The sequence below is a fragment of the Pseudoalteromonas sp. T1lg65 genome, assembly GCF_051930985.1.
Taxonomy (GTDB): Bacteria; Pseudomonadota; Gammaproteobacteria; order Enterobacterales; family Alteromonadaceae; genus Pseudoalteromonas.
Genome location: NZ_CP196837.1, coordinates 1643747 through 1668500, shown reverse-complemented (window position 1 = coordinate 1668500; position 24754 = coordinate 1643747). Strand labels below are relative to the sequence as shown.

Annotated in this window: 23 protein-coding genes; 3 read left to right on the top strand and 20 right to left on the bottom strand. The window is 42.5% G+C overall.

Annotated features, from left to right (window positions below; translation table 11 throughout):
* Positions 1 to 2: 2 nt before the first annotated feature.
* The 12 genes from ACSLBF_RS07190 to sdhC form a co-directional block, all read right to left on the bottom strand.
* Complete coding sequence (locus ACSLBF_RS07190; RefSeq protein ID WP_440055926.1) at positions 3 to 398, bottom strand: BlaI/MecI/CopY family transcriptional regulator; 396 nt, start codon at positions 396 to 398, stop codon at positions 3 to 5.
* A 109-nt stretch (positions 399 to 507) separates the two neighbouring features.
* Positions 508 to 1440 carry a polysaccharide deacetylase family protein gene (locus ACSLBF_RS07185; protein ID WP_440055925.1) on the bottom strand — a complete coding sequence of 311 codons (933 nt, stop codon included), beginning with the start codon at positions 1438 to 1440 and terminating at the stop codon, positions 508 to 510.
* A gap of 367 nt (positions 1441 to 1807) precedes the next feature.
* Positions 1808 to 2011 carry a hypothetical protein gene (locus tag ACSLBF_RS07180; protein WP_440055924.1) on the bottom strand — a complete coding sequence of 68 codons (204 nt, stop codon included), beginning with the start codon at positions 2009 to 2011 and terminating at the stop codon, positions 1808 to 1810.
* 390 nt (positions 2012 to 2401) lie between these two features.
* Positions 2402 to 3028: a hypothetical protein gene (locus ACSLBF_RS07175; protein ID WP_440055923.1), complete on the bottom strand. Its 627-nt coding sequence runs from the start codon at positions 3026 to 3028 to the stop codon at positions 2402 to 2404.
* 762 nt (positions 3029 to 3790) lie between these two features.
* Positions 3791 to 4663, bottom strand: coding sequence for a succinate--CoA ligase subunit alpha (gene sucD / locus ACSLBF_RS07170; protein ID WP_440055922.1), 873 nt, complete (start codon positions 4661 to 4663; stop codon positions 3791 to 3793).
* Complete coding sequence (sucC, locus tag ACSLBF_RS07165) at positions 4663 to 5829, bottom strand: ADP-forming succinate--CoA ligase subunit beta (protein ID WP_440055921.1); 1167 nt, start codon at positions 5827 to 5829, stop codon at positions 4663 to 4665. Before sucC ends, sucD begins: the two co-directional genes overlap by 1 nt.
* Positions 5830 to 6002: 173 nt before the next feature.
* Positions 6003 to 7493 carry a 2-oxoglutarate dehydrogenase complex dihydrolipoyllysine-residue succinyltransferase gene (gene odhB, locus ACSLBF_RS07160; RefSeq protein WP_440055920.1) on the bottom strand — a complete coding sequence of 497 codons (1491 nt, stop codon included), beginning with the start codon at positions 7491 to 7493 and terminating at the stop codon, positions 6003 to 6005.
* A gap of 10 nt (positions 7494 to 7503) precedes the next feature.
* A complete protein-coding gene (locus ACSLBF_RS07155; protein WP_440055919.1) occupies positions 7504 to 10317 on the bottom strand; it encodes a 2-oxoglutarate dehydrogenase E1 component in 2814 nt (937 codons plus the stop codon).
* A gap of 85 nt (positions 10318 to 10402) precedes the next feature.
* Positions 10403 to 11122, bottom strand: a complete 720-nt coding sequence (locus tag ACSLBF_RS07150) for a succinate dehydrogenase iron-sulfur subunit (protein WP_440055918.1) — start codon at positions 11120 to 11122, stop codon at positions 10403 to 10405.
* Between the two features lie 10 nt (positions 11123 to 11132).
* Complete coding sequence (gene sdhA, locus ACSLBF_RS07145; protein ID WP_440055917.1) at positions 11133 to 12905, bottom strand: succinate dehydrogenase flavoprotein subunit; 1773 nt, start codon at positions 12903 to 12905, stop codon at positions 11133 to 11135.
* Positions 12906 to 13253, bottom strand: a complete 348-nt coding sequence (gene sdhD / locus ACSLBF_RS07140; protein ID WP_440055916.1) for a succinate dehydrogenase, hydrophobic membrane anchor protein — start codon at positions 13251 to 13253, stop codon at positions 12906 to 12908.
* Positions 13244 to 13621, bottom strand: a complete 378-nt coding sequence (sdhC, locus tag ACSLBF_RS07135) for a succinate dehydrogenase, cytochrome b556 subunit (RefSeq protein WP_440055915.1) — start codon at positions 13619 to 13621, stop codon at positions 13244 to 13246. The genes sdhD and sdhC overlap by 10 nt, the downstream gene beginning before the upstream one ends.
* A 419-nt stretch (positions 13622 to 14040) precedes the next feature.
* Here sdhC and ACSLBF_RS07130 point away from each other — a divergent pair, with 419 nt between their 5' ends.
* From ACSLBF_RS07130 to ACSLBF_RS07120, 3 genes are all read left to right on the top strand, one after another.
* Positions 14041 to 15327, top strand: coding sequence for a citrate synthase (locus ACSLBF_RS07130; RefSeq protein ID WP_440055914.1), 1287 nt, complete (start codon positions 14041 to 14043; stop codon positions 15325 to 15327).
* A gap of 106 nt (positions 15328 to 15433) precedes the next feature.
* The gene (locus ACSLBF_RS07125; protein ID WP_440055913.1) at positions 15434 to 16648 is read left to right on the top strand and encodes an aminotransferase class V-fold PLP-dependent enzyme; all 1215 of its coding nucleotides are present in this window, start codon (positions 15434 to 15436) and stop codon (positions 16646 to 16648) included.
* Between the two features lie 10 nt (positions 16649 to 16658).
* Entirely contained in the window at positions 16659 to 17066 is a 408-nt protein-coding gene (locus tag ACSLBF_RS07120; RefSeq protein WP_440056204.1) for a SufE family protein, read from the top strand.
* A 117-nt stretch (positions 17067 to 17183) separates the two neighbouring features.
* On the opposite strand, the gene ACSLBF_RS07115 is transcribed toward ACSLBF_RS07120, so the two are convergent.
* From ACSLBF_RS07115 to ACSLBF_RS07080, 8 genes are all read right to left on the bottom strand, one after another.
* On the bottom strand, positions 17184 to 17348 hold the full coding sequence (locus ACSLBF_RS07115; protein WP_440055912.1) for a hypothetical protein: 165 nt from the start codon (positions 17346 to 17348) through the stop codon (positions 17184 to 17186).
* A gap of 109 nt (positions 17349 to 17457) precedes the next feature.
* Positions 17458 to 18255 (bottom strand): tRNA cyclic N6-threonylcarbamoyladenosine(37) synthase TcdA, encoded by a 798-nt coding sequence (gene tcdA, locus ACSLBF_RS07110; protein WP_440055911.1) that lies wholly within the window; start codon positions 18253 to 18255, stop codon positions 17458 to 17460.
* Between the two features lies 1 nt (position 18256).
* Positions 18257 to 18922: a TIGR01621 family pseudouridine synthase gene (locus ACSLBF_RS07105; protein WP_440055910.1), complete on the bottom strand. Its 666-nt coding sequence runs from the start codon at positions 18920 to 18922 to the stop codon at positions 18257 to 18259.
* Complete coding sequence (gene kdsB, locus ACSLBF_RS07100; RefSeq protein ID WP_440055909.1) at positions 18909 to 19670, bottom strand: 3-deoxy-manno-octulosonate cytidylyltransferase; 762 nt, start codon at positions 19668 to 19670, stop codon at positions 18909 to 18911. The genes ACSLBF_RS07105 and kdsB overlap by 14 nt, the downstream gene beginning before the upstream one ends.
* Positions 19658 to 19855: a Trm112 family protein gene (locus ACSLBF_RS07095; protein WP_440055908.1), complete on the bottom strand. Its 198-nt coding sequence runs from the start codon at positions 19853 to 19855 to the stop codon at positions 19658 to 19660. Before ACSLBF_RS07095 ends, kdsB begins: the two co-directional genes overlap by 13 nt.
* On the bottom strand, positions 19845 to 20828 hold the full coding sequence (lpxK, locus tag ACSLBF_RS07090) for a tetraacyldisaccharide 4'-kinase (RefSeq protein WP_440055907.1): 984 nt from the start codon (positions 20826 to 20828) through the stop codon (positions 19845 to 19847). The genes ACSLBF_RS07095 and lpxK overlap by 11 nt, the downstream gene beginning before the upstream one ends.
* Positions 20829 to 22568 carry a lipid A export permease/ATP-binding protein MsbA gene (msbA, locus tag ACSLBF_RS07085; protein ID WP_440055906.1) on the bottom strand — a complete coding sequence of 580 codons (1740 nt, stop codon included), beginning with the start codon at positions 22566 to 22568 and terminating at the stop codon, positions 20829 to 20831.
* A 63-nt stretch (positions 22569 to 22631) separates the two neighbouring features.
* Positions 22632 to 24671, bottom strand: coding sequence for a DNA internalization-related competence protein ComEC/Rec2 (locus tag ACSLBF_RS07080; protein WP_440055905.1), 2040 nt, complete (start codon positions 24669 to 24671; stop codon positions 22632 to 22634).
* Positions 24672 to 24754: the final 83 nt, after the last annotated feature.

Sequence of the window (24754 nt, the reverse complement as noted above, 5' to 3'; positions counted from 1 at the left end):
GCCTAGTTTGTATCTTTATCTTGCTGTTGTTTTTCTAGATCATTCAGTGCTTGCTCCAATTCATCGAGTTCTTCGACATCAATCAATCGACTGTCACTAAACATAGCTACAGGCACAGGCCCATCAACTTCGAGCACCTGTTTTACGAACTCTTGAGCATAAAGTGCCAAGGTGGGCAACTTTGCAACCTCTGCGGTATAGATTTTCTTATTAGCTTGTTTTGTCTCTGACAGTAATCCTTTATCACACATTCGTTCTAAGGTTTTTCGCGTTGACGAATATCCCCAAGAAAAGAACGACTCTAAGTCATCGTGAATATCTCGGGCGCTGCGAGGCTCCCTTTTCCAGAGTAGCTTAAGGATTGTCAGCTCAGTGGCATTGGGTTTTAATTTAGACATAGTTGGAGACCAATCTGCGACATTTGTCACAGACTAACAAAAAGCGAAGTGCGACACAAGTCACACCTTGTTAATATTGGGTATTATTGAGTTGTAAACTTTTGAGATGCTATTCGCTAAATACCTGAGCTTGCTTCAGCTTTAGGTCAATCGCGTCAGTACTTTCCATGCGGTGTCGTAATAGTTTTACATAAACACCATTAGCATGTAGTAATGCAGCTATTCTACCCTGCCCATTAAAGTTAAACTCGGGTGAATAGGATGAAAGGGTCGTATCTGAATAGGCTTCAACGGGTGAGATTATTTTCCACCCTTGGCTTTTAATGTGCGCTACTAAATCGCCAATAAATAAAGCTGCTAGCTCATTTTCATGCAACAGCAATACGTGTTTTACCGGTTTACCAAGATGACGTTCAGCGAGTTGGTCATAAAATCTAATTGCCTCCCAAATGGTGTCGATATACACCGTTTTGAGCTTTTTAAAGTCAATTTTCTTGCCTGCATTGGCCGCAGCTTGCAACCGACCATTGATATACCAATCAAAATTATCGACGGTCACATAACCAATTTTATAACCTAATTCGTTAAAACGATTTAAAACGAATGCTCGCTTTTCCTTGGTCTTGCCATAATGTAAATAAGGGAAACGATGAAATTTGAGAACATTGTCGTAACTCTGTAAAACAAGGTGAGATTGGTAAAAATCCAATAGATAGGATTGCACATCCAATTTATTCAATGACCTGTGCTGATGGCTATGGTTACCAAGGTGATAGCCAGCTTTAGTATAGGCTTGCAAACGCGCAACCTCCTCATCATCACGTATATTGCCAGTCGTAACAAAAAAAAGAGCATCACTAACTTGTTGTGACTGTAATCCTTCAATAATTTTTGCTGTTTTTTCCTTACCAGACATAACTGCACTACCCGCAAGAGGTGCATCATCAAAGGTAATAGCAATTTCTTTTGCTTGAGTACCTAATGCGGCAGAACACAGAGTAAATAGAAATAATACCGTAACTTTCCGAAATTTAGACATCATATTTATTATTGCTCAAGGCCAACGGCACACCCAATATATGCTAGAGTCTTAAAAAAGATCAACTGGTTATACCAATCCTCTTAATTTGTTGATCAATTTTGAGTCGAGAAAAGCTAGTTGATAACACCGCTCTCGCGTCCTGCTAACGCTTAGGTACCTACATCCATTTAGGCAAGGCAAAATTTTTGCTATTTAGTCGCTCTAAATGAGAAATTTTTAACGCAGTTAGCAGCAGGTTTTATCTCTCAAATTGACCAGATATTTAAGCGGATTGGTATTATCTACAGCAGAGGTAAGCTAGGTAATAGGATAGATCTGTATTTGAGAGAACAAGCACCCGAAGGTGCTAATTCTCAAGTGGCGTCACTTATGCAACAGGTCCACACGTGTCACCTAATCCACAAGAATATGCCCAATCAAGCGTCTGCTTAGGGCAAGTATTTAGGTATTTGGTTGGAGTGGTATCTAAGATTGGACCTCTACCACCGACTACTGCAGGCGTTGCATTTTGTGAAAGACTCGCATTCTTAGACAAGTTTTTAATGTTTGATTTATTTAGTTTTAGTTTCATTTGTAATTTCCTTTTCCCCTAACCATTTAGGGCAACACAATAAAATCACAAAAACAAAACACAAAACAACAACAATATTAACACCAACACAAAACATAACAACTGGATAATATTTTTAAACATTATCAGTTCAAAACAAACCCGCTGTTAACATTATGACAATTCGATACCAGCGCCTGACACTCCATAACATATTGAAGTTAAAAGTAAAATAATTTATATAAAGGTATTGAAAATCGGAAGATAGTGTAATTGCAATCTAGACTTTATAAAGTGTTAGAATGCTGGTAAATAAGCTTTTTCTTTGTTTGTTCTGTGTGCGCAACGCAAAATGAATTGCTCAGCCACCTTCAATATAGGCAGCTTAAACGCTGCCTATAGTCAAGTATATTACTTCTGTTCAATTTGTCCCATTGGTGTTAATGGCTGTCCTGAAGGATCGGTTGGCAATTCTATGTCTTTGTAACGTGCCAACGCTTCTTCTGACAATTGCAAGCCGATCTCATCATCATAAGACTCACCTATGCCTTTTTGATAAGAAGCAGTTTGCCGACTAATGCTACAATACCCTTTTCTTTCGAAATAAGCGTTGCCGAAAAACCATAAACTACCGAATGCGCTGTTTTCAACCCATTCATGCCAGTGACCTGCACCAACTTCTAATCTCGCGCTGTCTTTAACCTGAGTAACAAGCTCCCACTCCATACCGTCGTGTCCGCGTTCGTTCCAAAAGTCACCATACATAAAGACTTGATCACCTTCTTTCTCTGCTACACCATTCCAGTTAGGATAGGTATTTGAAACCCAACGATAGACTTCATGTGTGCCATTCATACCTACAAAATAAAAGCATAAACCTTGAGTTGCCCATCTTGCATGTATAGAAGATCTGTCATCATTAAAGGTAATAAACCATTGGTTCCCTTCTTGGGTTAAAGTTGGCTTATATATTTGCGCTTGCACAGACATAGAGGATAAAGCCCCCACCGCCAAGCATACTGATAATAAATGTTTCATAATTACTCTCCTTAATTTGTGTCAAGTAAGCTCCTCCTAGGAGTTCTTGTTTGCACTTGCGTGCGCACTAAGTTTGGTTCAATGACTAGTAAATCAAAGTCGAGTTCAAGAATAATTTATTAGGTACTAAGGATGGTGTAATCATCTTTTTACTATTTAAAACCTACTTAATGGAGTAGTAGGCTAGAAAATAACGCAAATCTATCAAAAAATGTTAGTTGTAGATATAACCCTCTGTTATTGAGACTAGTTATTATCTCGGCAAGATGTGATCTAAAAGCGAACGTTTATAGGTGGGCTGTTTATATCTTTTTATCATACTGAACTTCACTTGAAATATATGAAGCAATGCGTAGTTTTGCGATCGTGCACCATAGATTCCAGTAGCACTACAATTGACGTTTTTCATTACTAATACTGGAAGTAAGATCCTCACAGTGAGTATCACACTTAAACATCTTGATCGATTCTCAACTTAAGGGCAATTCACTTAATGAAGTGATGTATTTTGAGGCAAGAAAAACTTGTCGATAGCACCGCTCTCGCGTCCTGCTACCGCGTAGGTACCTAGGTCCGTGTATGCAAGTCAAGAGTTTCGCTATTTAGTTGTTCTAGATGAGAAATTTTTAACGCTGCTAACGTCAAGTTTAGCTCCTCAAAATGATTATTTATTAATGAGGATTGGTATAAAACCATGTTGACTAAAAATAGCTCAACAAAAAAGGCTCCAGAAGGAGCCTTTTTAGAACCGATAATTCTAGATTACCAGCCTGTTTTCTCTTTTAGTGCAGAACCTATTTCCGCAAGAGAGCGAACTGTTTTAACGCCAGCTGCTTCAAGTGCTGCGAATTTCTCATCAGCTGTACCTTTACCGCCTGCGATAATTGCACCAGCGTGACCCATACGCTTACCTGGAGGAGCTGTAACACCTGCAATGTAAGATACTACAGGCTTAGTTACGTTGTGCTTGATGTACTCAGCCGCTTCTTCTTCAGCATTACCGCCGATCTCACCGATCATAACGATAGCTTCAGTTTGCGGATCGTTCTGGAACATCTCTAGTACGTCGATAAAGTTAGTTCCTGGAATTGGATCACCACCGATACCAACACAGGTAGACTGACCAAAACCTGCATCCGTTGTTTGCTTAACCGCTTCGTAAGTCAAAGTACCAGAACGTGATACGATACCTACTTTACCTGGTAAGTGGATGTGACCTGGCATGATACCGATCTTGGTTTCACCTGGCGTGATAACACCTGGGCAGTTAGGACCGATCATACGAACGCCAGTTTGCTCAAGCTTAACTTTAACATCAACCATATCTAATGTAGGGATGCCTTCAGTGATACATACGATAAGCTCGATACCTGCGTCGATTGCTTCCAAGATAGCATCTTTACAGAACGCTGCTGGTACATAGATAACAGATGCAGTTGCACCTGTTGATTCTACAGCTTCACGTACAGTGTTAAATACAGGTAGACCAAGGTGAGTAGTACCGCCTTTACCAGGAGAAACACCACCAACCATTTGAGTTCCGTACTGGATTGCTTGCTCAGAGTGGAAAGTACCTTGACCACCAGTGAAACCCTGACAGATTACTTTAGTATCTTTATTAATAAGTACAGACATTATTTGCCCTCCGCAGCAGCTACTACTTTCTCAGCAGCGTCAGTAAGTGACTCAGCTGCAATGATGTCAAGACCAGAGTTAGCAAGTACTTCACGACCTAGTTCAGAGTTAGTACCTTCTAAACGTACAACTACTGGCACGTTTACACCAACTTCTTTAACTGCACCGATAATACCTTCTGCGATCATGTCACAACGTACGATACCACCGAAGATGTTTACTAGTACCGCTTTAACATTGTCATCAGAAAGAATGATCTTGAATGCTTCAGCAACACGCTCTTTAGTTGCACCGCCACCTACATCTAGGAAGTTAGCAGGCTTACCACCGTGTAGGTTTACGATGTCCATTGTACCCATCGCAAGACCAGCACCGTTAACCATACAACCAACGTTTCCGTCTAGTGCTACATAGTTAAGCTCGAAGCTTGCTGCGTGAGCTTCACGCGCATCTTCTTGTGAAGGATCGTGGAATTCACGGATTTTAGGCTGACGGAACAACGCGTTACCATCAACACCGATTTTACCGTCTAGACAGTGAAGGTTACCTGCGTCTGTGATTACTAGAGGGTTAATTTCTAGTAGTGCAAAGTCGTGGTTGATAAACATGTTACCAAGACCTAGGAAGATCTTTGTAAATTGCTTGATTTGAGTTGGGTTCAAACCTAGTTTGAAGCCAAGTTCACGACCTTGATAAGCTTGAGGACCTACTAGTGGATCGATCTCAGCTTTGTGAATTAGTTCCGGTGTTTCTTCTGCAACTTGTTCAATTTCTACACCGCCTTCAGTTGATGCCATGAACACGATTTTACGTGAACTACGGTCAACAACAGCACCTAGGTATAGCTCATTTGCAATATCAGTGCAGCTTTCGACTAAGATTTTAGCAACTGGCTGACCTTTTTCGTCAGTTTGGTAAGTAACTAAGTTTTTACCTAACCAGTTTTCAGCGAATGCGCGGATTTCGTCTTTGCTGTCAGCTAGCTTTACGCCACCTGCTTTACCACGGCCACCGGCGTGTACTTGACATTTAACAACCCACTTGTCACCACCGATTTTACCAGCAGCTTCTACTGCTTCTTGAGGTGTATCACAAGCATAGCCTTCTGATACAGGTAGACCATATTCGGCAAAAAGTTGTTTTGCCTGATACTCATGCAAATTCATGATGCTTTATCCAATTTCTTATACTAAAAGAGCTGAATATTTATGCAAATAATCAGCTATCCCAAATTGCGCCCATAGTATAGATCTCAAGAGTTTGGAATTAAACCCCACTAAGACCAAAGGCGCAAAAAAAAAGCTGCATGTCATAATGCAGCTTGTTTTTTAAACTAATATTAAACGTCTAGAAGTAGACGTGTCGGATCTTCCAACAATTCTTTAATAGTCACCAAGAAGCCTACTGACTCTTTACCATCAATTTGACGGTGGTCGTAAGAAAGCGCTAGGTACATCATTGGAAGAATTTCCACTTTACCGTTCACTGCCATTGGGCGATCTTGGATTTTGTGCATACCCAAAATAGATGACTGAGGCAAATTAATGATCGGTGTTGAAAGCAACGAACCAAACACACCACCGTTGGTGATGGTGAAGTTACCACCTGTCATGTCTTCTACGGTTAATTTTCCATCACGGCCTTTGATCGCAAGCTCTTTGATACCCTTTTCAATTTCAGAAACTGAAAGTTTATCACAGTCGCGAAGTACAGGTGTTACTAGACCGCGAGGTGTAGAAACCGCAATACTGACATCAAAGTAGTTGTGATAAACGATATCATCGCCATCAATTGAAGCGTTAACTTCAGGGAAACGCTTAAGCGCTTCAACCACCGCCTTCACGTAGAAAGACATAAAGCCTAAACGGATACCATGACGTTTCTCAAATACTTCTTGGTACTGCTTACGAAGATCCATGATAGGTTTCATGTTTACTTCGTTGAAAGTGGTCAACATTGCTGTTGAGTTCTTTGCTTCAAGCAGACGGTTAGCGATAGTCTTACGGAGACGTGTCATTGGAACACGTTTCTGTGTACGATCACCTACCGGTGCAGCTGGAGTAGACGTTTGTGCAGCAGGCTTAGCAGCAGGGGCTTTCAAGAATGCATCAACATCTTCTTTGGTGATACGACCACCCTTACCAGAACCTTTGATCTTTGAAGCATCTAGGCCCTTTTCAGCGATTAAACGACGAACTGATGGGGTCAGTACATCTGAACTCTCGTCTGATGAAGCTTGCTCAGCAGCAGGTGCAGATGATTCAGCTTTTGCAGCTGCTGGCGCAGCGCCCGCAACTAGCTTACCAATAATTTGTTCACCTAATACTGTGTCACCTTCTGCGTGAATGTGTTCACCCATTACACCATCTTCTGGTGCAACAACTTCAAGTACAACTTTGTCAGTTTCAATATCAACCAAGTTTTGGTCGCGGCTAACCGCTTCACCTGGTTGAACGTGCCAAGTTGCGATAGTAGCATCTGCTACTGATTCAGGAAGTACAGGTACTTTAATGTCCACTTCTTTACCTTCTGATGCTGGCGCCGACGATGGCGCTGCTGATGTTTCATTTGCTTTTGCAGATGCTACAGCGTCTGCTGCTCCCAATAGCGCGATAACTTGCTCGCCTAGAACTGTTGCGCCCTCTTGCTCAGAGATTTCGGTGATAACACCGTCTTCAGGTGCAACCACTTCTAAAACAACTTTATCTGTTTCAATATCAACTAGGTTTTGATCACGAGTAACTTTGTCGCCAACGCTTACATGCCAAGTAGCAACCGTTGCATCCGCAACAGACTCAGGAAGAACAGGAACCTTAATTTCGGTTGTCATCTCTTATTCCTTATTTTTTAATTGTTAAAGCGTCAGCTATTAACGCGTTTTGTTCTTTAGTATGGGTAGACATATAACCGCAAGCAGGCGCTGCTGATGCTTTACGTCCAGCGTAAGTCAAATTGGCTCCTGCCGGAATTGCTTCCCAGAAGTGATGTTGAGAGCAGTACCAAGCACCTTGGTTCTGAGGCTCTTCTTGACACCAAACGAAATCTTTTACGTGCTGATAACGAGCCATAATCTCATCCATCTCTTTGTGTGGGAATGGATATAACTGCTCTACACGCACGATAGCAACGTTATTTAGTTCAAGCTTACGACGTTCTTGTAGAAGTTCGTAATACACTTTACCGCTGCAGAAAACCACACGTTCAACATTTTCTGGATTGATGTCATCAATCTCGTCAATCATGTTGTTGAATACGCCCTCTGAAAGCTCTTCTAAACTAGATATAGCAAGCGGATGACGAAGTAATGATTTTGGTGTCATTACGATCAGCGGACGACGTAGTGGACGCACCGATTGACGACGTAACATTGCGTAAACTTGGGCCGGTGTAGATGGCACACAAACTTGCATATTGTGGTCAGCACACAGCTGTAAGTAACGCTCTAAACGTGCTGAGCTGTGCTCAGGGCCTTGGCCTTCATAACCGTGAGGAAGTAGCAGCGTCAAACCACATAAGCGTCCCCACTTCTGTTCGCCAGAGCTTAGGAATTGGTCAAAAACAACCTGCGCACCATTAGCAAAGTCACCAAACTGCGCTTCCCAAAGTACCAGTGACGTAGGCTCTGCCGTTGCGTAACCGTACTCAAATGCAAGAACCGCTTCTTCAGATAGTACTGAATCGTAAACTTCAAATGCCCCTTGACCTTCGCGAATATTTTGCAATGGTAAGTAGGTTGAAGCATCCGCTTGATTATGAACAACCGCGTGACGGTGGAAGAAAGTACCACGACCAGAGTCTTGACCAGTTAAGCGAATATCTGTGCCTTGGTCAACCAAAGTAGCGTAAGCAAGTGTCTCAGCCATACCCCAATCTAGTGGTTTTTCGCCTTTCGCCATCGCTTTGCGATCATCGTAGATCTTTTTAACTCGGGATTGTGCTTTATGATCTTCAGGATAAGTTGCAATTTTCTCAGCTAAATCTCGAAGCTTTTCGACGGGTACGCTTGCTTCATAAGGCGTATCCCAGTCGTGACCAACATACTTGGACCAATCTGAAGAATGCTTTGTTTCTTTTTGAATTTCATCAACAACACAAAGGCCTTTGTCCAGACCATTTCTGTACTCGTCTGCGATTTGCGAAGCTTGCTCTTCTGTTATAACACCTTGCTTAACCAGCTTTTCTGCGTAAATCAAACGCGGCACAGGATGCTTTTTAATCTTTTGATACATCAACGGTTGTGTTGCGTTTGGTTCGTCGGCTTCGTTATGTCCATGACGGCGATAACACACTAAATCGATTACCACATCACGTTTGAATTTATTTCTGAAATCCAATGCAACTTGCGTTACAAAAGCCACTGCTTCTGGATCATCAGAGTTAACGTGGAAAATTGGTGCCTGAACCATTTTAGCAATGTCAGTACAGTACTCTGTTGAACGAGTATCTTCACGTTTAGAAGTGGTGAAACCAACTTGGTTATTCACAACGATACGGATTGTGCCACCAACACCGTACGCACGTGTTTGTGACAAGTTGAAGGTTTCTTGAACAACGCCCTGACCCGCAATGGCTGAGTCACCATGAATCGTGATAGGTAGTGCTTTAGAACCACTTTGGCAACCTAAACGGTCAAGACGAGCACGTACAGAGCCCATTACCACTGGGTTAACAATCTCAAGATGTGATGGGTTAAACGCCAACGCCATATGAACATTGCCACCTTTGGTAGCAAAGTCGGATGAATAACCCATGTGATATTTAACGTCACCTGAGCCTGCTAGCTCGCCGTATTTACCCGCAAATTCATCAAACAATACTTGCGGATTTTTACCTAAAACATTAACAAGTACGTTTAAACGACCTCGGTGCGCCATCCCAATAACAGCTTCTTGCTGTCCGCTTTCACCTGCGCGGTGAATCAGCTCTCGCAGCATTGGAACTAGTGCGTCACCGCCCTCTAGTGAGAAACGTTTTGCACCAGGGAACTTAGCACCGAGGTATTTCTCTAGACCATCAGCAGCGGTCAGACCTTTAAAAATACGTAGTTTAGTTTCTTTATCAAACTCAGGGTTTGTGAAGGTTGATTCAAGGCGTTGCTGAATCCAACGTTTTTCTTCAGTCGAAGTGATGTGCATGTATTCAGCACCAATAGAACCACAATAGGTTTCTTTCAGTGCCGTGTATAAGTCTTTCAACTTCATGGTATCTTTACCACAAGCGAAAGAACCTACATTAAATTCTTTATCTAGGTCTGAGTCAGTTAGATCATGAAAAGCCAAATCCAATTCACGTACTCGTTCTCTTTCCCATAAACCTAAAGGATCAAGATTGGCGTTTTGGTGGCCTCTGAATCTGAATGCATTTATTAACTGCAGAACTTTTACTTGCTTTGCATCAGCTGCACCTTCAGCTGAAACAATTACTTCTCTGTGTTTGTTTTTAGCAAGTTCGGCAAATTGCGCTCTCACTTCTGAATGTTTAATATCAACATCCACACCATCAACTTTTGGCAGTTGATCAAACACTTCTCGCCATTCTTCTGGCACTGAAGCAGCATCATCAAGATACGCTTCATACAAATCTTCAACATAGGCAACATTGCCGCCATTGAAATGCGAAGATTCTAGCCATGCCTTCATCACACCTTCGTGCATTTATTAGCCCTTTTATCTAGCGCAGAAACTTAAACAAAAACAAGATGGCAAGCGAGCGCTTGCCATCTTAGCTAGTAAGTATGTGTTACACCGAACGGTTTAACAACATTGATTTAATATGTCCAATAGCCTTTGTTGGATTTAGACCTTTTGGACAAACGTTTACACAGTTCATGATACCGTGACAGCGGAATACACTGAACGCATCATCAAGGTCCGCAAGACGTTCTTCTGTAGCAGTATCTCGGCTATCAGCCAAGAAACGATACGCATGAAGAAGACCAGCTGGGCCTACGAACTTATCTGGGTTCCACCAGAATGAAGGACATGACGTTGAACAACAAGCGCATAAAATACACTCGTATAAACCATCCAACTTTTCACGTTCTTCAATAGACTGTAAGCGTTCTTCACCGCCTGTTGGCTTATCATTAATGAGGAACGGCTTTACTTTCTCGTATTGCGTGTAGAACTGGCTCATATCGATAACCAAGTCACGCACAACAGGAAGCCCTGGTAGCGGACGAATTACGATTTTGCCTTTACCACCTTTCTGAAGAGCAGAAATAGGTGTGATACAGGCTAGACCGTTTTTACCATTCATATTAATCCCGTCTGAGCCACACACCCCTTCACGGCATGAGCGACGGAAAGATAAAGATGGGTCCTGTTCTTTCAGCTGCATCAACGCATCAAGAACCATCATGTCACGACCTTCCTCTACTTCTAGAGAATAGTCCTGCATGTGTGGTGCCGCATCTTCATCAGGATTATAACGATAAACAGATAATTCTAAAGTTGCCATCGTTTAGCTCCTAGTATGTACGTGCTTTAGGTGGGAAAGCTTCGCGAGTCTTAGGCGCGTAGTTAACATCACGCTTAGTCATAGACTCAGTTTCTGGGTTGTATATTGAGTGACACAACCAATTCTCATCATCACGATCTGGGTAATCAAAGCGCGAGTGAGCACCACGGCTTTCCGTACGGAAATTCGCTGCAACAGCGGTTGAATAAGCTGTTTCCATCAAGTTGTCTAATTCCAGACACTCGATACGCTGCGTGTTGAATTCTGAAGATTTATCATCAAGACGCGCGTACTGTAAACGTTCGCGAATTTCTTTAAGCTCTTTAAGACCTTCTGCCATCGCGTCACCTTCACGGAATACCGAGAAGTTAAGCTGCATACAACGTTGTAGATCTTTCTTGATCTGAACCGGATCTTCACCTTGGCCTTTAGCTGATGTTTCCCAACGATTAGTACGCGCAAGTGCTGCGTCTACGTTATCTTTGCTTGCTTCTTTAGCAATTTCAGCATCTTTCAAGTAAGTGCCAAGGAAGTTACCCGCTGCACGACCAAACACAACCAGGTCAAGTAGTGAGTTACCACCTAGACGATTTGCACCGTGTACAGATACACACGCGATCTCACCTACTGCGAACAAGCCTTCAACGATCTTCTCGTTGCCTTGGCCGTCTACGTTCAGTACCTGACCGTTTACGTTTGTAGGCACACCACCCATCATATAATGACAGGTTGGGATAACCGGAATTGGCTCTTCAGCAGGATCTACGTGAGCAAATGTTTTAGCTAGGTCACACACACCCGGTAGACGAAGGTTAAGCGTTTCTGCACCTAAGTGGTCAAGCTTGAGCTTGATATGCGGACCCCAAGGACCGTCACAGCCACGGCCTTCGCGGATCTCAGTCATCATTGAACGAGCAACAACGTCACGAGAAGCGAGGTCTTTAGCATTTGGAGCATAGCGCTCCATAAAGCGTTCACCGTCTTTGTTTAGAAGGTAACCACCTTCACCACGACAACCTTCCGTTACCAACACACCAGCGCCTGCGATGCCTGTTGGATGGAACTGCCACATTTCCATGTCTTGCATAGAAATACCTGCGCGAACCGCCATACCGACGCCATCACCTGTATTGATGTGTGCGTTAGTGGTAGATGCATAAATACGACCAGCACCACCAGTTGCAAGTACTACCGCTTTTGATTTGAAATAAGTGATTTCACCAGTTTCAATATCGATAGCAGTCACACCGACAACATCACCATTGTCATTTTTCACTAAATCTAGTGCGTACCATTCTGAAAAAACGTTAGTTTTGTTTTTTACGTTTTGCTGATACAAGCAGTGAAGCAACGCGTGACCTGTACGGTCAGCAGCAGCCGCCGTACGCGCAGCTTGCTCGCCGCCAAAATTCTTTGATTGACCACCGAAAGGACGCTGATAAACACGGCCATTCTCAAAACGAGAGAAAGGAAGACCCATATTTTCAAGTTCAGTGATCGCTTCTGGACCCGTTTTACACATATATTCAATGGCGTCCTGGTCACCGATATAATCAGAACCTTTAACCGTATCGTACATGTGCCATTCCCAGTTATCTTCATGCGAGTTACCAAGCGCTACGGTTATGCCACCTTGCGCTGATACTGTATGAGAACGGGTTGGAAATACTTTTGAAATAAGTGCGCAAGTTTTACCTGACTCAGATATCGCTAGTGCAGCACGCATGCCAGCACCACCGGCCCCAACTACAACTGCGTCGAATTCACGTACGTTATATTTCACTTAAACACCCCACAGAACAAACATGCCAATAGCTACGTAAGCCAAAGCAATTAGGTTTAATACGAAGCCAAGAACAGCACGTAGTGACGAGTTTTTAACGTAGTCGGTTAGAACCTGCCAAAGACCAATTCGTGCGTGAACCATGATGCATACTAAAGTTACGATCGTTGCCGCTTTTACAGCTAGGTTTGAAAACAAACCAGTCCAAGCTTCGTAAGTTAGTTCAGGAGTAATAAGTAAATAGCCAACGATAAAAATCGCATAAGCTAATATAACTAACGCCGTAGTACGTAATGACACGTAATCTTGTACGCCATCACGCTTTAGAGTTGCTTGATTTAAGACCATATCCACACCCCAGCTAAAATTGCAGTAATAACCCAAAGTGCCAGTGCAACTTTTGCACTGTTGTTACCTGATTCTAGTTCTTCCCAGCATCCCATATCTTGGATCATGTGACGGATACCACCAATGATATGGTATGACAATGCAGTCAAAGAGCCCCATGCGATAAATTTCGCAATAAAGCCAGACATCAATTCTTTTACGAATTGGAAGCCTTCAGGAGAAGAAAGAGATTCAGACCATGCCCAAATCACAAAGGTCAAAGCGAAGAAGAAAGCTACACCAGTGATACGGTGTAGAATCGACGCTTTAGCCGTTGCCGGCATTGATATAGTCGTTAGATCTAGATTTACAGGTCTTTGCTTTTTCACAGTTACTTGCCCATCTTTGCCCCACAAGGAGCTCATCTACTTGTTTTTATGAAACCCGGCCGCGCAGTTGGATGCCCAGCCGGCACACTCTAGATAAACCAATTTGGACACCACAACGATCAGTTGAGCGCAAAAAAATGATGTAAAAATAGGTTTACCCACAGACGATACGGTATAAAACCGTTGACAGTATATAAGGCTGAACGTCCTTTTACAATTCTTGTTTAGTTAGAGAAGCTTGCGAATTAGCCAATGGTATAATATTTAAACGCCGCAGAATAATTATTATACATCTATGCATAAATCACAGAAAAATTGACTTTCTACCCAGTTTATAAGTTACAATGATCGGAATTTGCTTAACATTAGTATCACAACATAACAATCAGAATAATTGTTATAAAATAGGAGACAATTAGATGGCAGATAAGAAAGCCACAGTCCATATAGATGGTCACGATCCGATTGAGCTACCAATCTATCAAGGTACCGCTGGTCAAGACGTAGTTGACGTTCGTACCCTAGGAGCTCACGGCCTTTTCACGTATGACCCAGGATTCATGTCAACTGCCTCTTGTGACTCGTCTATCACATACATCGACGGTGCTAAAGGTGTATTACTTCACCGAGGTTACCCGATTGAACAGCTTGCAGAAAAATCAAATTACATCGAGTTATGTTATTTGCTCCTAAATGGAGAACTTCCAAGCGCACAGCAGCTTTCTGAATTTACAGAAGAAATCACTCACAACACAATGCTTCATGAAAAAATTGCGGCATTTTTCCAAGGCTTCAGAGTTGACGCTCACCCAATGGCGATGCTTTGCGGCGTAGTCGGTGCGCTATCTTCTTTCTATCACTCTGATCTTGACATAGCAGACGAAGAACAGCGTATGCGCTGCGCTATTAAGCTAGTTGCGAAGCTGCCAACTATCGCAGCGATGGCGTACAAATACAACGTAGGTCAGCCGTTTGTTTATCCACGTAATGACCTTAGCTATGCAGAAAACTTCCTACACATGATGTTCTCTGTGCCAGCTGAAGATTACGAAGTTAATCCTGTACTTGCCAAAGCAATGGACCGCATCTTCATGCTTCACGCTGACCATGAGCAAAACGCGTCAACTTCAACAGTTCGTCTTGCTGGTTCTTCAGGTGCAAATCCCTATGCTTGTATCGCTGCTGGTATTGCTTCACTTTGGGGCCCAGCGCACGGTGGTGCCAACGAAGCATGTTTGACGATGTTAGAAGAAATCGGCTCAGTTGATCGCATCGATGAATACATTGCTAAAGCCAAAGATAAGAACGACCCATTCCGTTTAATGGGCTTTGGTCATCGCGTATACAAAAACTTCGACCCTCGTGCGACAGTAATGCGTCAAACCTGTCACGAAGTGCTTAAAGAATTAAACATTCAAGACCCGCTTCTAGACGTAGCAATGAGACTTGAGCAAATCGCGCTTGAAGACCCATATTTTGTTGAAAAGAAACTTTATCCGAATGTAGATTTCTACTCAGGTATCATTCTTAAAGCAATTGGTATCCCAACAAGCATGTTCACGGTTATTTTCGCGATGTCTCGTACCGTTGGTTGGATTTCACATTGGAACGAGATGCTGTCTCAGCCTGGCCATAAGATTGGTCGTCCTCGTCAGCTTTATAAAGGCTATACATCTCGCGACTATAAAAGCGAAGGCAACAGATAATTAGCTTTGCTATCTAACGCTAGAGGCCGCAAATTGCGGCCTTTTTATTTTAAATTGCGTAAATTTTCGTTAAAATCGCGATCGCAACAACCCTTGAAGATAACCGATGAACGATATTGCACAACTTCGCAGTGACTTTCCCATTTTTGATGTAGCCGTCGATGGGAACCCTTTGTGTTATTTAGACTCTGCAGCCACCTCACAAAAGCCACAGGCTGTCATAGATGTCATAAAAAATTATTACTCTCAAGAGAATGCAAACGTACATCGTGGTTTACATACATTAAGCCAACGTGCCACACAACGTTACGAAATGGCCAGAGAAACTCTGGCTGAATTCCTGAATGTAACTAGTCGAGAAATCGTGTGGACCAGTGGCGCCACTGAATCATTGAATCTATTAGCATTTGGACTCACAGCTTCCTTCATCGGTAGGGAAGTTATTTTACTTAGTCCTTTTGAACATCATGCGAATATTGTGCCCTGGCAAGAGGCGGCAAAGCGCACTGGTGCGCGCATCGAAATATTACCCATAACTGAGCAAGGTATTTTAGACTTACCCGCTTCGTTGAAAATGATTGAACAACTACGTCCAGCTGTGCTCAGTATCGCTCAAGCTTCTAATACTTTGGGGAATATACATCCCATAGAGCCACTCATAGAAGCGTGTAAAAAATTGGGCACAATCACTGTGATTGACGGCGCGCAGTCACTTTTACATTTGCAACCTGATTTAACCAAATTAGGCTGTGATTTCTTTGTGTTTTCTGCACATAAAGCGTTGGGTCCTACTGGGGTTGGCGGATTATTTGGCCGTTATGAGTTGCTTAATGCACTACCGGTGTATAAAACCGGGGGTGAAATGATCGCTACCGTTCGTTTTTCTGATAGTACATACCGAGATGCACCAGAAAAATTTGAGCCTGGAACACCAAACATCTCGGGTGTAATAGCCTTTTCTGAAGCGATTAAGTACCTGCAAGCAATCGATAAAGTCGCATTGCATCAATACGAACAAAAACTTTATCGCGAACTTCTGCAACAACTCACTGCCATCGACGGAGTCACAGTTCACGGTGATACTAACAATAACATTGGTATTGTGAGTTTCAGCTACAAAAATGAGCACCACTATGATCTTGCTACATTGCTCAATAGCTTCGGTGTCGCTGTGCGTAGCGGCCATCACTGTACTCAACCTTTGATGGCACAGTTAGGGCTAGATGGGACTATTCGAGCTAGTCTTGCCTTTTACAACAATAACCAAGATATAAATAGATTTATTAATGCGTTAGAAGCGTCCATCGACATTTTAGATTAACAACAACATGATGAATATTGAACAAATTAAAGCGAAATTAAACAGCCTGACTGGATGGCAAGCAAAGTACCGAGAAATAATGTTACTTGGTAAGCATCTGCCTGCGTTACCCGAGGCACTAAAAACCGATGATCACCTAGTACAGGGTTGTGAAAGTAAAGTATGGCTTTATTTAGACCTTGATGATTCAATGCAACATCTCGTCATCGTTGCTGACTCGGATACGCGCATTGTTAAAGGGCTACTGGCGGTTATTATTTCGATGTATTCAGGGTTAACACCGAGTCAGGCATCTTCAGTCGATGCTTATGAACAATTTGATGCATTGGGTTTAATATCTCACTTAAGTCCTTCTAGAGGAAATGGTGTCAAAGCCATTGTAGAAAAGATTCAAAGTCACTGCTCTAACCTTTGCTAATTTAGATCCATTTATATGTCGGTGTTTCTAGTTAACGGTTAAATACCTTGTTAACAAGCACTTCTACATTGCCAACATGGAAACTGATAAAGTCCGCGAAGGCGGACTCTGAAGGTTTTAGTTACACCACTTCCAAGAGTAACAAGCATTTCTGTCAGTATCGCAACCTGTAAGTGTATTCGGATACACGCCACCGCCAATCTGATTTGTACGTTCAACTGGCAAGCTAGCTTTGTCATTGCTTAATGTTTTTAACTTTTTTCTATTTAGTTGGATTTTCATAAGTCTTCCTTCTAATAATCACACGAGTTTATTCTCGCGTCACAACCAATAGAACAAAAAACGAACCACCCGTCAACATACTGCTTACAAATACTACATATTCAGAAACTTAAAAATGGTTGAGGTGTTTATCTAAGAACTTCCTAATCGCCTTTGATGCGGCAAAAAAACCAAAACTGCCAGTCACCATGGTGGCAGAGCCAAACCCTGTTGCACAGTCCATATTTTTTCCACCTTCAGCTTGCTGTTTGGCTTTACAAACCGTGCCATCTCCCGATGGGTAAACCAGCTGTTCTGTAGAGTAAACACAATCTACGCCAAACTTACGCTTGGGATTATCGCTAAAATTGTACTGTTTTCTAAGTATATATCGCACTTTTGCCAACAACGGGTCATGGGTTGTTTTTGCGACATCCCCGAATTGAATTTGACTTGGATCGGTTTGGCCACCAGCTCCACCAGTGGTAATGATAGGGATCTTATTACGCTTACAATGCGCTATAAGGGCTGCTTTTTCCTTTACAGCGTCAATGCAGTCGATAACGTAATCAAAATCTTTAATGTACTCTCTGATGTTATCCAACATTAAAAAGTCATCGATGAGTGTGACATTGCAATCTGGGTTTATCGCCAGGCAGCGGGCTTTCATGGCTTCAATTTTTTGTTGGCCCACGCTGTCTGTGACAGCATGTAGTTGACGATTTATATTGGTCACACAAATATCATCCATATCGATCAAAGTCAGTTTACCGACACCACTTCGAACTAACGCCTCTGCAGCCCAACTTCCTACACCACCAATACCAATAACGCAAAAGTGTGCTTTTTCGAGGGCTGACAAAGCTGCCGTGCCATACAAACGCCCGATCCCACCAAACCTTAATGCTTTATCATTTTGCTCTGACATACTACCACTCTAATTGACTCGGCTCGCACCAAGCCTTAAATTCTTCGCTTTCTACTAACTTTTTGAACAAAACGCCGGTGTTTGGCTCCGCTTTCGCTCTAAACTTTTCTCCACACCACACAAACTCAAGGCCATAAGCATGTAAATAGACTCTGTCTGATGTTTCCCCTGCATATGCCTCGTCACCAATAATTGGCGCTCCAAGACTTTTTAATGCAACACGGATTTGATGCGTTTTACCAGAAAACGGTTTTATTATCCACGCTCTAAAGTTGCCACCTATACTTTGCGAATAAAGACGGGTAATAGCAGGATTGAGTCTGCTCTGAAGCAATTTGTAGGTGCCACGACGAGATTTGGCCATATCTCCTTTCACCCAACCTTGCTTCTTTTTAGGTTTGCCTTTAGTCAGCGCGAGATAATACTTGTCGATTTCTCTTGCACTAAAGAGCTGAGTAAATTGCGCGGCGGCCTGAGTGCTTTTTGCAAACAAAATCAAACCAGAAGTAACTTTATCTAAGCGATGTACTGGGAATAACGCATAACCAAGCTGTCTGCTCAGTATGCGAACCAGTCCTTCGCCTTGTTCACTATGAAAGCTGACCCCTTCTGGCTTATATACGACGATGAAATCTTCATGCTCAATGACAATGTCAATTTTTTGCATTTAAAATCTCTTGTACTCGCTGCAAATCTTCTGGCGTATCAACACCGGCATGGACAGGTTTTACCGCTTTAGCTACTTGGATACGGTAACCATGGTATAACACCCGCAATTGCTCAAGCGACTCTTGCAATTCTAAGGGTGATACCGACAAGCTAAGATAGGTTTTAATAAAGCCAGCTCGATAGCCATAAATACCTACATGGCGATTGAAGTTGTTCACTGGGATGGTCAACTTATCCATGTTCATCATACTATCACGCTGAAACGGAATAGTTGCTCTTGAGAAATACAGCGCATTGCCATTGATGTCTGATATCACTTTTACCGCATTGGGATTTAATACTTCTTCAACGTCTTCAATATCGACACTGAGCGTCGCCATCGGTGCATCAGATTGATGAAGCATATTCGCAACTTGCACTATATTGTCTGGCTCAAGCAAAGGTTCATCGCCTTGCACATTAACAATGATAGTATCATCGTCAAGTTCTAACTGCTCGACCACTTCCGCTAAACGTTCGGTGCCTGATTGATGGTGCTCGCTGGTCATTAATACGTTGTGAGTAAATTCACTCGCCGCTTGAAACACTAAATCATGATCTGTGGCAATATAAACCGCTTTTGCACCTGATTGACTGGCCTGTTCAAAAACGTGCTGGATCATAGGCTTGCCAGCAATATCTGCAAGCGGCTTTCCCGGTAGTCTGCTTGATGCATAACGCGCCGGAATAACGACTACGAATTCCACTTTTCAACCTCTTCGAGACTGAGTTCTCTGGCTTCGTTTTCAAGCATCACCGGAATATCATCACGGATGGGGTAAGCTAGCTTGGCTGCGGTGCTGATCAATTCGCTATTTTCTTTGTCATAGCGCAACTTACCTTTGCAAACTGGGCAAGCAATAATTTCTAGAAGCTTAGTGTCAAATGCCATGAATAATCTCTTTATTTTTTAATAACTCTAAAATGGCGTGCTGTAACTCAGCGGTAGGCTCAGCACTCACCTTCAAATAATACCAATTGTCTTTGGCGAAAGCACGGCACTTTACCGCGTCTTTTTCAGTCATAAATACCGACTGAGCATGCCATCGCGCAAAGTCGGATTCGCTATATTTATGATGATCTACAAAATGCGCAGAATTTGTAATTTGGATGCCCTGCTGTGTTAGCGACTGTTCAAATCTTCGCGGATTTCCAATGGCACACACGGCAATACCCTCGCCATCAACTCGTTGCACAGGTTGATCGTTCGAGACCCGGAAAAAACCGTCAACTTTTAATTGATAGGAAAACGCTGATTGGCCGCCGTTATAAACACACAAGTCAACGGTGTTTAATCGCTTTGGTAGTTCTCGCAATGGTCCAGCTGGCAACACGAACCCATTGCCAAAATTTCTTTGTGCATCGACGATACATAGTTCAATGTCTCGTGCCAGCTTATAGTGCTGCAACCCATCATCACTGACAATAATGTCTATATCATCGTTTGCCAATAAATATTCAATACTCGCTTTTCTATCTGAGCCGATAACCACTGAACAATCTAAACGCTGTGCTAACAGGCATGGCTCATCACCACCGACCTGTGGAGAAGTACTTTTTTCCACCAGAAACGGGCTGTGTGGTGGTTTTGCACCATAGCCGCGACTGATAACAGCGACTTTTAACCCCAAGCTTTGCAAATACGGAACCAACCAAAGCACAAAAGGAGTTTTTCCGTTACCACCCACACCTATATTCCCTACGATTATCACAGGAACAGGTGCTCGATAGTTGGATAACACACCAATTTGATATAAGTAGCGCCGAAGCACTGAAATTAGCCAAAAAACTCCACTAAACGGCAACAACAACGCTGTCAGCAAACTTGGTTTACGATACCAAGTTTGTTCGATTCGATTACTCACTTATTGACTACCATATTGCATCTGACAAAGCGCTTGATAAACCCCTTTTTGCTCTATCAATTCTCTGTGCGTACCCGACTCTACAATTTCACCTTTTTCCAACACATAAATACGGTCACAATGTTCTATCGTGGATAATCTGTGAGCAATAATAATGCAGGTTTTATTTTCCATTAATTGCTCCAGCGCATCTTGGATCAACCTTTCAGATTCCGTGTCTAACGCGGATGTTGCTTCATCGAGTATAAGAATTGGCGCATCTTTGACAATCGCTCTGGCGATCGCCAAACGCTGCCTTTGGCCTCCCGAGAGCATCACGCCATTTTCGCCAATTTCGGTATTAAGCCCATCCGGGAGATCTTTAACGAACTCCCAAACATGCGCCTGTTTCGCAACCAGCTCTAACTCTTCAGTAGTTAAAGGCTCTTGACGAGAATACATTATGTTATTAGCAATCGTATCGTTAAACAGAACTACTTGCTGTGACACTATAGAGAACTGCGCGCGTAAATCCTTAAGCTTAAAGTCAGCAATGTTTTGCCCATCTAGCAGAATGTCACCAGAATCAATGTTGTAATACCTTGGTAACAGATGAGATAACGTTGACTTACCCGACCCGCTCCTGCCCACCAAAGCGATACTTTGACCGGCTGGGATCTTAAGATTCATTGATTTAATTACCGGTTCAGCTTTTCCTGGGTATGTAAATGTCAAATCACGAATCGCCAGCTCTCCTTTGGCGCGCATGAGTGGTTTTGTACCTGTGTCTTTCTCTAGCCGTTGATCTAATACTGCAAAAATACTCGTCGCCGCAGAAATACCACGCTGTAAGTCACTGTTGACATTCGCTAATTGCTTTAATGGACGCAACATCATCATCATTGATGTAATCAGAGCCATAAATACACCCGATGATATCTTTTCCGCCATTGAGGGCATTGCGACTATCGCTAAAATGACTGCCATGGCGCTCGCTGCAATAACTTGAATTATTGACACACTCAAAGCCTTTGTAGCATCCATTTTGACACGTTGTTGACGGTTATGATTGTTCACTTGGGCAAACTGATTGATGGTTTTTTCTTGACCACCAAAACCATGGATCACTTTGTGGCCAGACAACATTTGCTCCGAGCTTCGCGTCACCTGCCCCATGGCATTTTGAATATTTTTAGAAATCGTTTTAAAGCGTTTCGAAACCACAGCAACAATGACAGCCACAAGTGGCACGATAACCAGGAAAACCAGAGACAGGCGCCAATTAGCGTTAAACATGTTAAGCAAAAGAAGTAGCACAAATGCGCCTTCTCTGACCATCACCTGTACCGCCCTAGTCACGGCTTGTTGCACTTGTTCTGTTTCAAAGGTGATTTTAGATATTAGCTCACCATTAGCGTGTTTATCGTGAAAGCTTACAGGTAGGAACAGCATATGCTCAAACAGTTGTTGACGAAGTTTGCGAACAACTTGAGAACCCACATAACTCAAACAATATGATGCCATGTAATTAAACAAACCGCGCCCAAGCACCAGCGCAATGACCACAAATGGCGCCATTTGCAGGATTTCTTTATTTCCTGCAGTCAACCCGTCATCAATAAATGGGTCCATCAGTGCGACAAAGGAAGCATCCATCGCGGCATAGCCGATCATGCCAATAACGGAAAATATTGCTGCTAGCTTATATTCTTTTACGTAGCTCAACAATCGTAGATATATTTGTTTATCACTTGGTTGCATTGCCAACCTCTTTAACTTGCTCTGTTGTGTATTGTATCTTTCTATCGCCTAAAACTGAATGAATTATCGTAAAAACCAATACTTTTGAAGACTTTTCGCGGTTTCAACTTGATAACGGTTTTCATATACCTTGATACGAACGTGCCCATCTATGGCCGTATCATAAATTTGGGCATCTATTCGCTGATATCTTTCTACTACTTTTGGGTGTGGAATTAACCAAGGTGAGTAATACGCTCTGGAAAAAACGCTCACTTCGGGGGACACCGCTTGAATAAATGCAGTGGACGAAGAGCTACCACTGCCATGATGTGGAACCAATAGAAAATTGGCTGACAATTGCTGATGATATCTTTCGACTAGCTTGGACTCAGCACTCGCCTCTATATCTCCAGGTAACAGTAAACTAAATCGTCCATCCGAAACTTTGACCACACAAGAATTGTTATTGTCTGAGCCTTGAGGCTGAAGCGGCCAGATAGATTCTAAATGCAAGCCATAAAAGCTTATGCTACGCAGCTGACAACCGTTGAAGAATGCATTGTCGTGAAACTCAGCCAAAGATGACGTCCCTTGAGCGCGAATAAAGTCGTGTAATCCGCCATTGTGGTCACTATCTTGATGACTGATAATTGTATACTTCACAGCTAAGTGATTTCGCTTCATATAAGGTTCAATCACTAGATTATATATGGAATAAGTTGAAAAGAACTTAGCACCAAGATCGTATAAGATTGCCTGCTTTCCCTTACTCACCAGTACAGCACTGCCATGGCCCACATCAAATATGTCGATTTGCCACTGGGGTTCTGGTGTCAGAGCATGATTAATCACACAAGCAACGACAGGCAAAGCACATACTCCCCTACGAAATAACGCAAGTAACAATACAGAGGTGTAAATAGCCAGCACCCACTGATTATTTAGTGATGCCCATGTCACCCAATCCACAGGAAATTGGCTAAATAGAGCAAGTACCCAAGCCAACAATCGATCCATAAAAACCAGTAAATCTAATGAACTTGACGCCATTATCAATAGCATTGCTGGAAATATAATGAAGGTTAACATCGGTATAATTACTATGTTCACTATCAGGCCAATAAGACTAAAACCTGAAAAGTAATAGAGGCTTAAAGGAAGTAAACCGATGCAGAGCAACAATTGTAATTCTGCTAACACAGCGACTTTTGATTTTTTTGGTATGTTATTGCGATGCATCAGATAAGCAAATATGAGCGCTACCGCAATGAATGAAAAATACAATCCGGGGTTAAGAAAGGCGAATGCATCAACAAGAACCAACGATGCTAACGCGTAAATAAGCACATTTATGCCATTTAACTTTGTTCGATATAGATAGCCAATAACAAAAATGCCCGCCATGACTAGTGCACGAAAAGCAGACACACTGAAGCCACAAACATAGACATAAACACCACACGCGACTATTCCAATCATCAGATAAACACGATAATAATGAAGATGTTGGGCTAATCGAATTGGTATGAAAACTAGGACCACCCGACACAACGAAAAACCCAGAAAGAAAATGATTCCGATATGCAGCCCTGATATCGCCAGTAAATGACTTAACCCAAATGCCCTAAATTGCGCCTTGTCATCACTATCAATTTTTGAGGTATCGCCAGTGAGAAGTACATAATACAACCAGCCATAGGTATAGGATGAAACCTTCTTTGTTACATGATTCCGGTATGCGGTTCGCCAGTCATTGTCTGGTTCTATTATTTTAGTTACCTCAAAGTTCCCTTTGTACTTTATTTGTTTTCTATAGGCTCCTAGCTCTGCGTTGTACAAACCTATATTCAATCTTGACCGAAATGGCTTAAGTTTGGCCGTGCCGTTTAATATAGAACCAACTGTTAAATGTTCATGACTGGTGTTTGTATACAATCTTGCGTAAACACGCTTTAGCGAATCAAACTGGTGCTCATTGAGGCGAATTACTTCAACCAACAATGCTGCCCCTGTTACAGCAGGCCTAGCCTGAACGACTTTTGCCACTAAATCTAGTTGCTGCGCACTATTTACATTTATTTGTTCAACTTTATGAAACAACCAGTATTGGGCAACTGTCACCAAAATACCCAAAATAAATCCTGCCAAAATGCTTAAAAAAAGCTTAGAATATCGACCTAACAAACACAGCGTTATGCAGGCTG

What these genes read in the sequence shown, in the direction of transcription:
- ACSLBF_RS07190 (WP_440055926.1), bottom strand. Translation starts at nt 398, where the DNA reads ATGTCTAAATTAAAACCCAATGCCACTGAGCTGACAATCCTTAAGCTA.
- ACSLBF_RS07185 (WP_440055925.1), bottom strand. Translation starts at nt 1,440, where the DNA reads ATGATGTCTAAATTTCGGAAAGTTACGGTATTATTTCTATTTACTCTG.
- ACSLBF_RS07180 (WP_440055924.1), bottom strand. Translation starts at nt 2,011, where the DNA reads ATGAAACTAAAACTAAATAAATCAAACATTAAAAACTTGTCTAAGAAT.
- ACSLBF_RS07175 (WP_440055923.1), bottom strand. Translation starts at nt 3,028, where the DNA reads ATGAAACATTTATTATCAGTATGCTTGGCGGTGGGGGCTTTATCCTCT.
- sucD (WP_440055922.1), bottom strand. Translation starts at nt 4,663, where the DNA reads ATGTCTGTACTTATTAATAAAGATACTAAAGTAATCTGTCAGGGTTTC.
- sucC (WP_440055921.1), bottom strand. Translation starts at nt 5,829, where the DNA reads ATGAATTTGCATGAGTATCAGGCAAAACAACTTTTTGCCGAATATGGT.
- odhB (WP_440055920.1), bottom strand. Translation starts at nt 7,493, where the DNA reads ATGACAACCGAAATTAAGGTTCCTGTTCTTCCTGAGTCTGTTGCGGAT.
- ACSLBF_RS07155 (WP_440055919.1), bottom strand. Translation starts at nt 10,317, where the DNA reads ATGCACGAAGGTGTGATGAAGGCATGGCTAGAATCTTCGCATTTCAAT.
- ACSLBF_RS07150 (WP_440055918.1), bottom strand. Translation starts at nt 11,122, where the DNA reads ATGGCAACTTTAGAATTATCTGTTTATCGTTATAATCCTGATGAAGAT.
- sdhD (WP_440055916.1), bottom strand. Translation starts at nt 13,253, where the DNA reads ATGGTCTTAAATCAAGCAACTCTAAAGCGTGATGGCGTACAAGATTAC.
- ACSLBF_RS07130 (WP_440055914.1), top strand. Translation starts at nt 14,041, where the DNA reads ATGGCAGATAAGAAAGCCACAGTCCATATAGATGGTCACGATCCGATT.
- ACSLBF_RS07125 (WP_440055913.1), top strand. Translation starts at nt 15,434, where the DNA reads ATGAACGATATTGCACAACTTCGCAGTGACTTTCCCATTTTTGATGTA.
- ACSLBF_RS07120 (WP_440056204.1), top strand. Translation starts at nt 16,659, where the DNA reads ATGAATATTGAACAAATTAAAGCGAAATTAAACAGCCTGACTGGATGG.
- ACSLBF_RS07115 (WP_440055912.1), bottom strand. Translation starts at nt 17,348, where the DNA reads ATGAAAATCCAACTAAATAGAAAAAAGTTAAAAACATTAAGCAATGAC.
- tcdA (WP_440055911.1), bottom strand. Translation starts at nt 18,255, where the DNA reads ATGTCAGAGCAAAATGATAAAGCATTAAGGTTTGGTGGGATCGGGCGT.
- ACSLBF_RS07105 (WP_440055910.1), bottom strand. Translation starts at nt 18,922, where the DNA reads ATGCAAAAAATTGACATTGTCATTGAGCATGAAGATTTCATCGTCGTA.
- ACSLBF_RS07095 (WP_440055908.1), bottom strand. Translation starts at nt 19,855, where the DNA reads ATGGCATTTGACACTAAGCTTCTAGAAATTATTGCTTGCCCAGTTTGC.
- msbA (WP_440055906.1), bottom strand. Translation starts at nt 22,568, where the DNA reads ATGCAACCAAGTGATAAACAAATATATCTACGATTGTTGAGCTACGTA.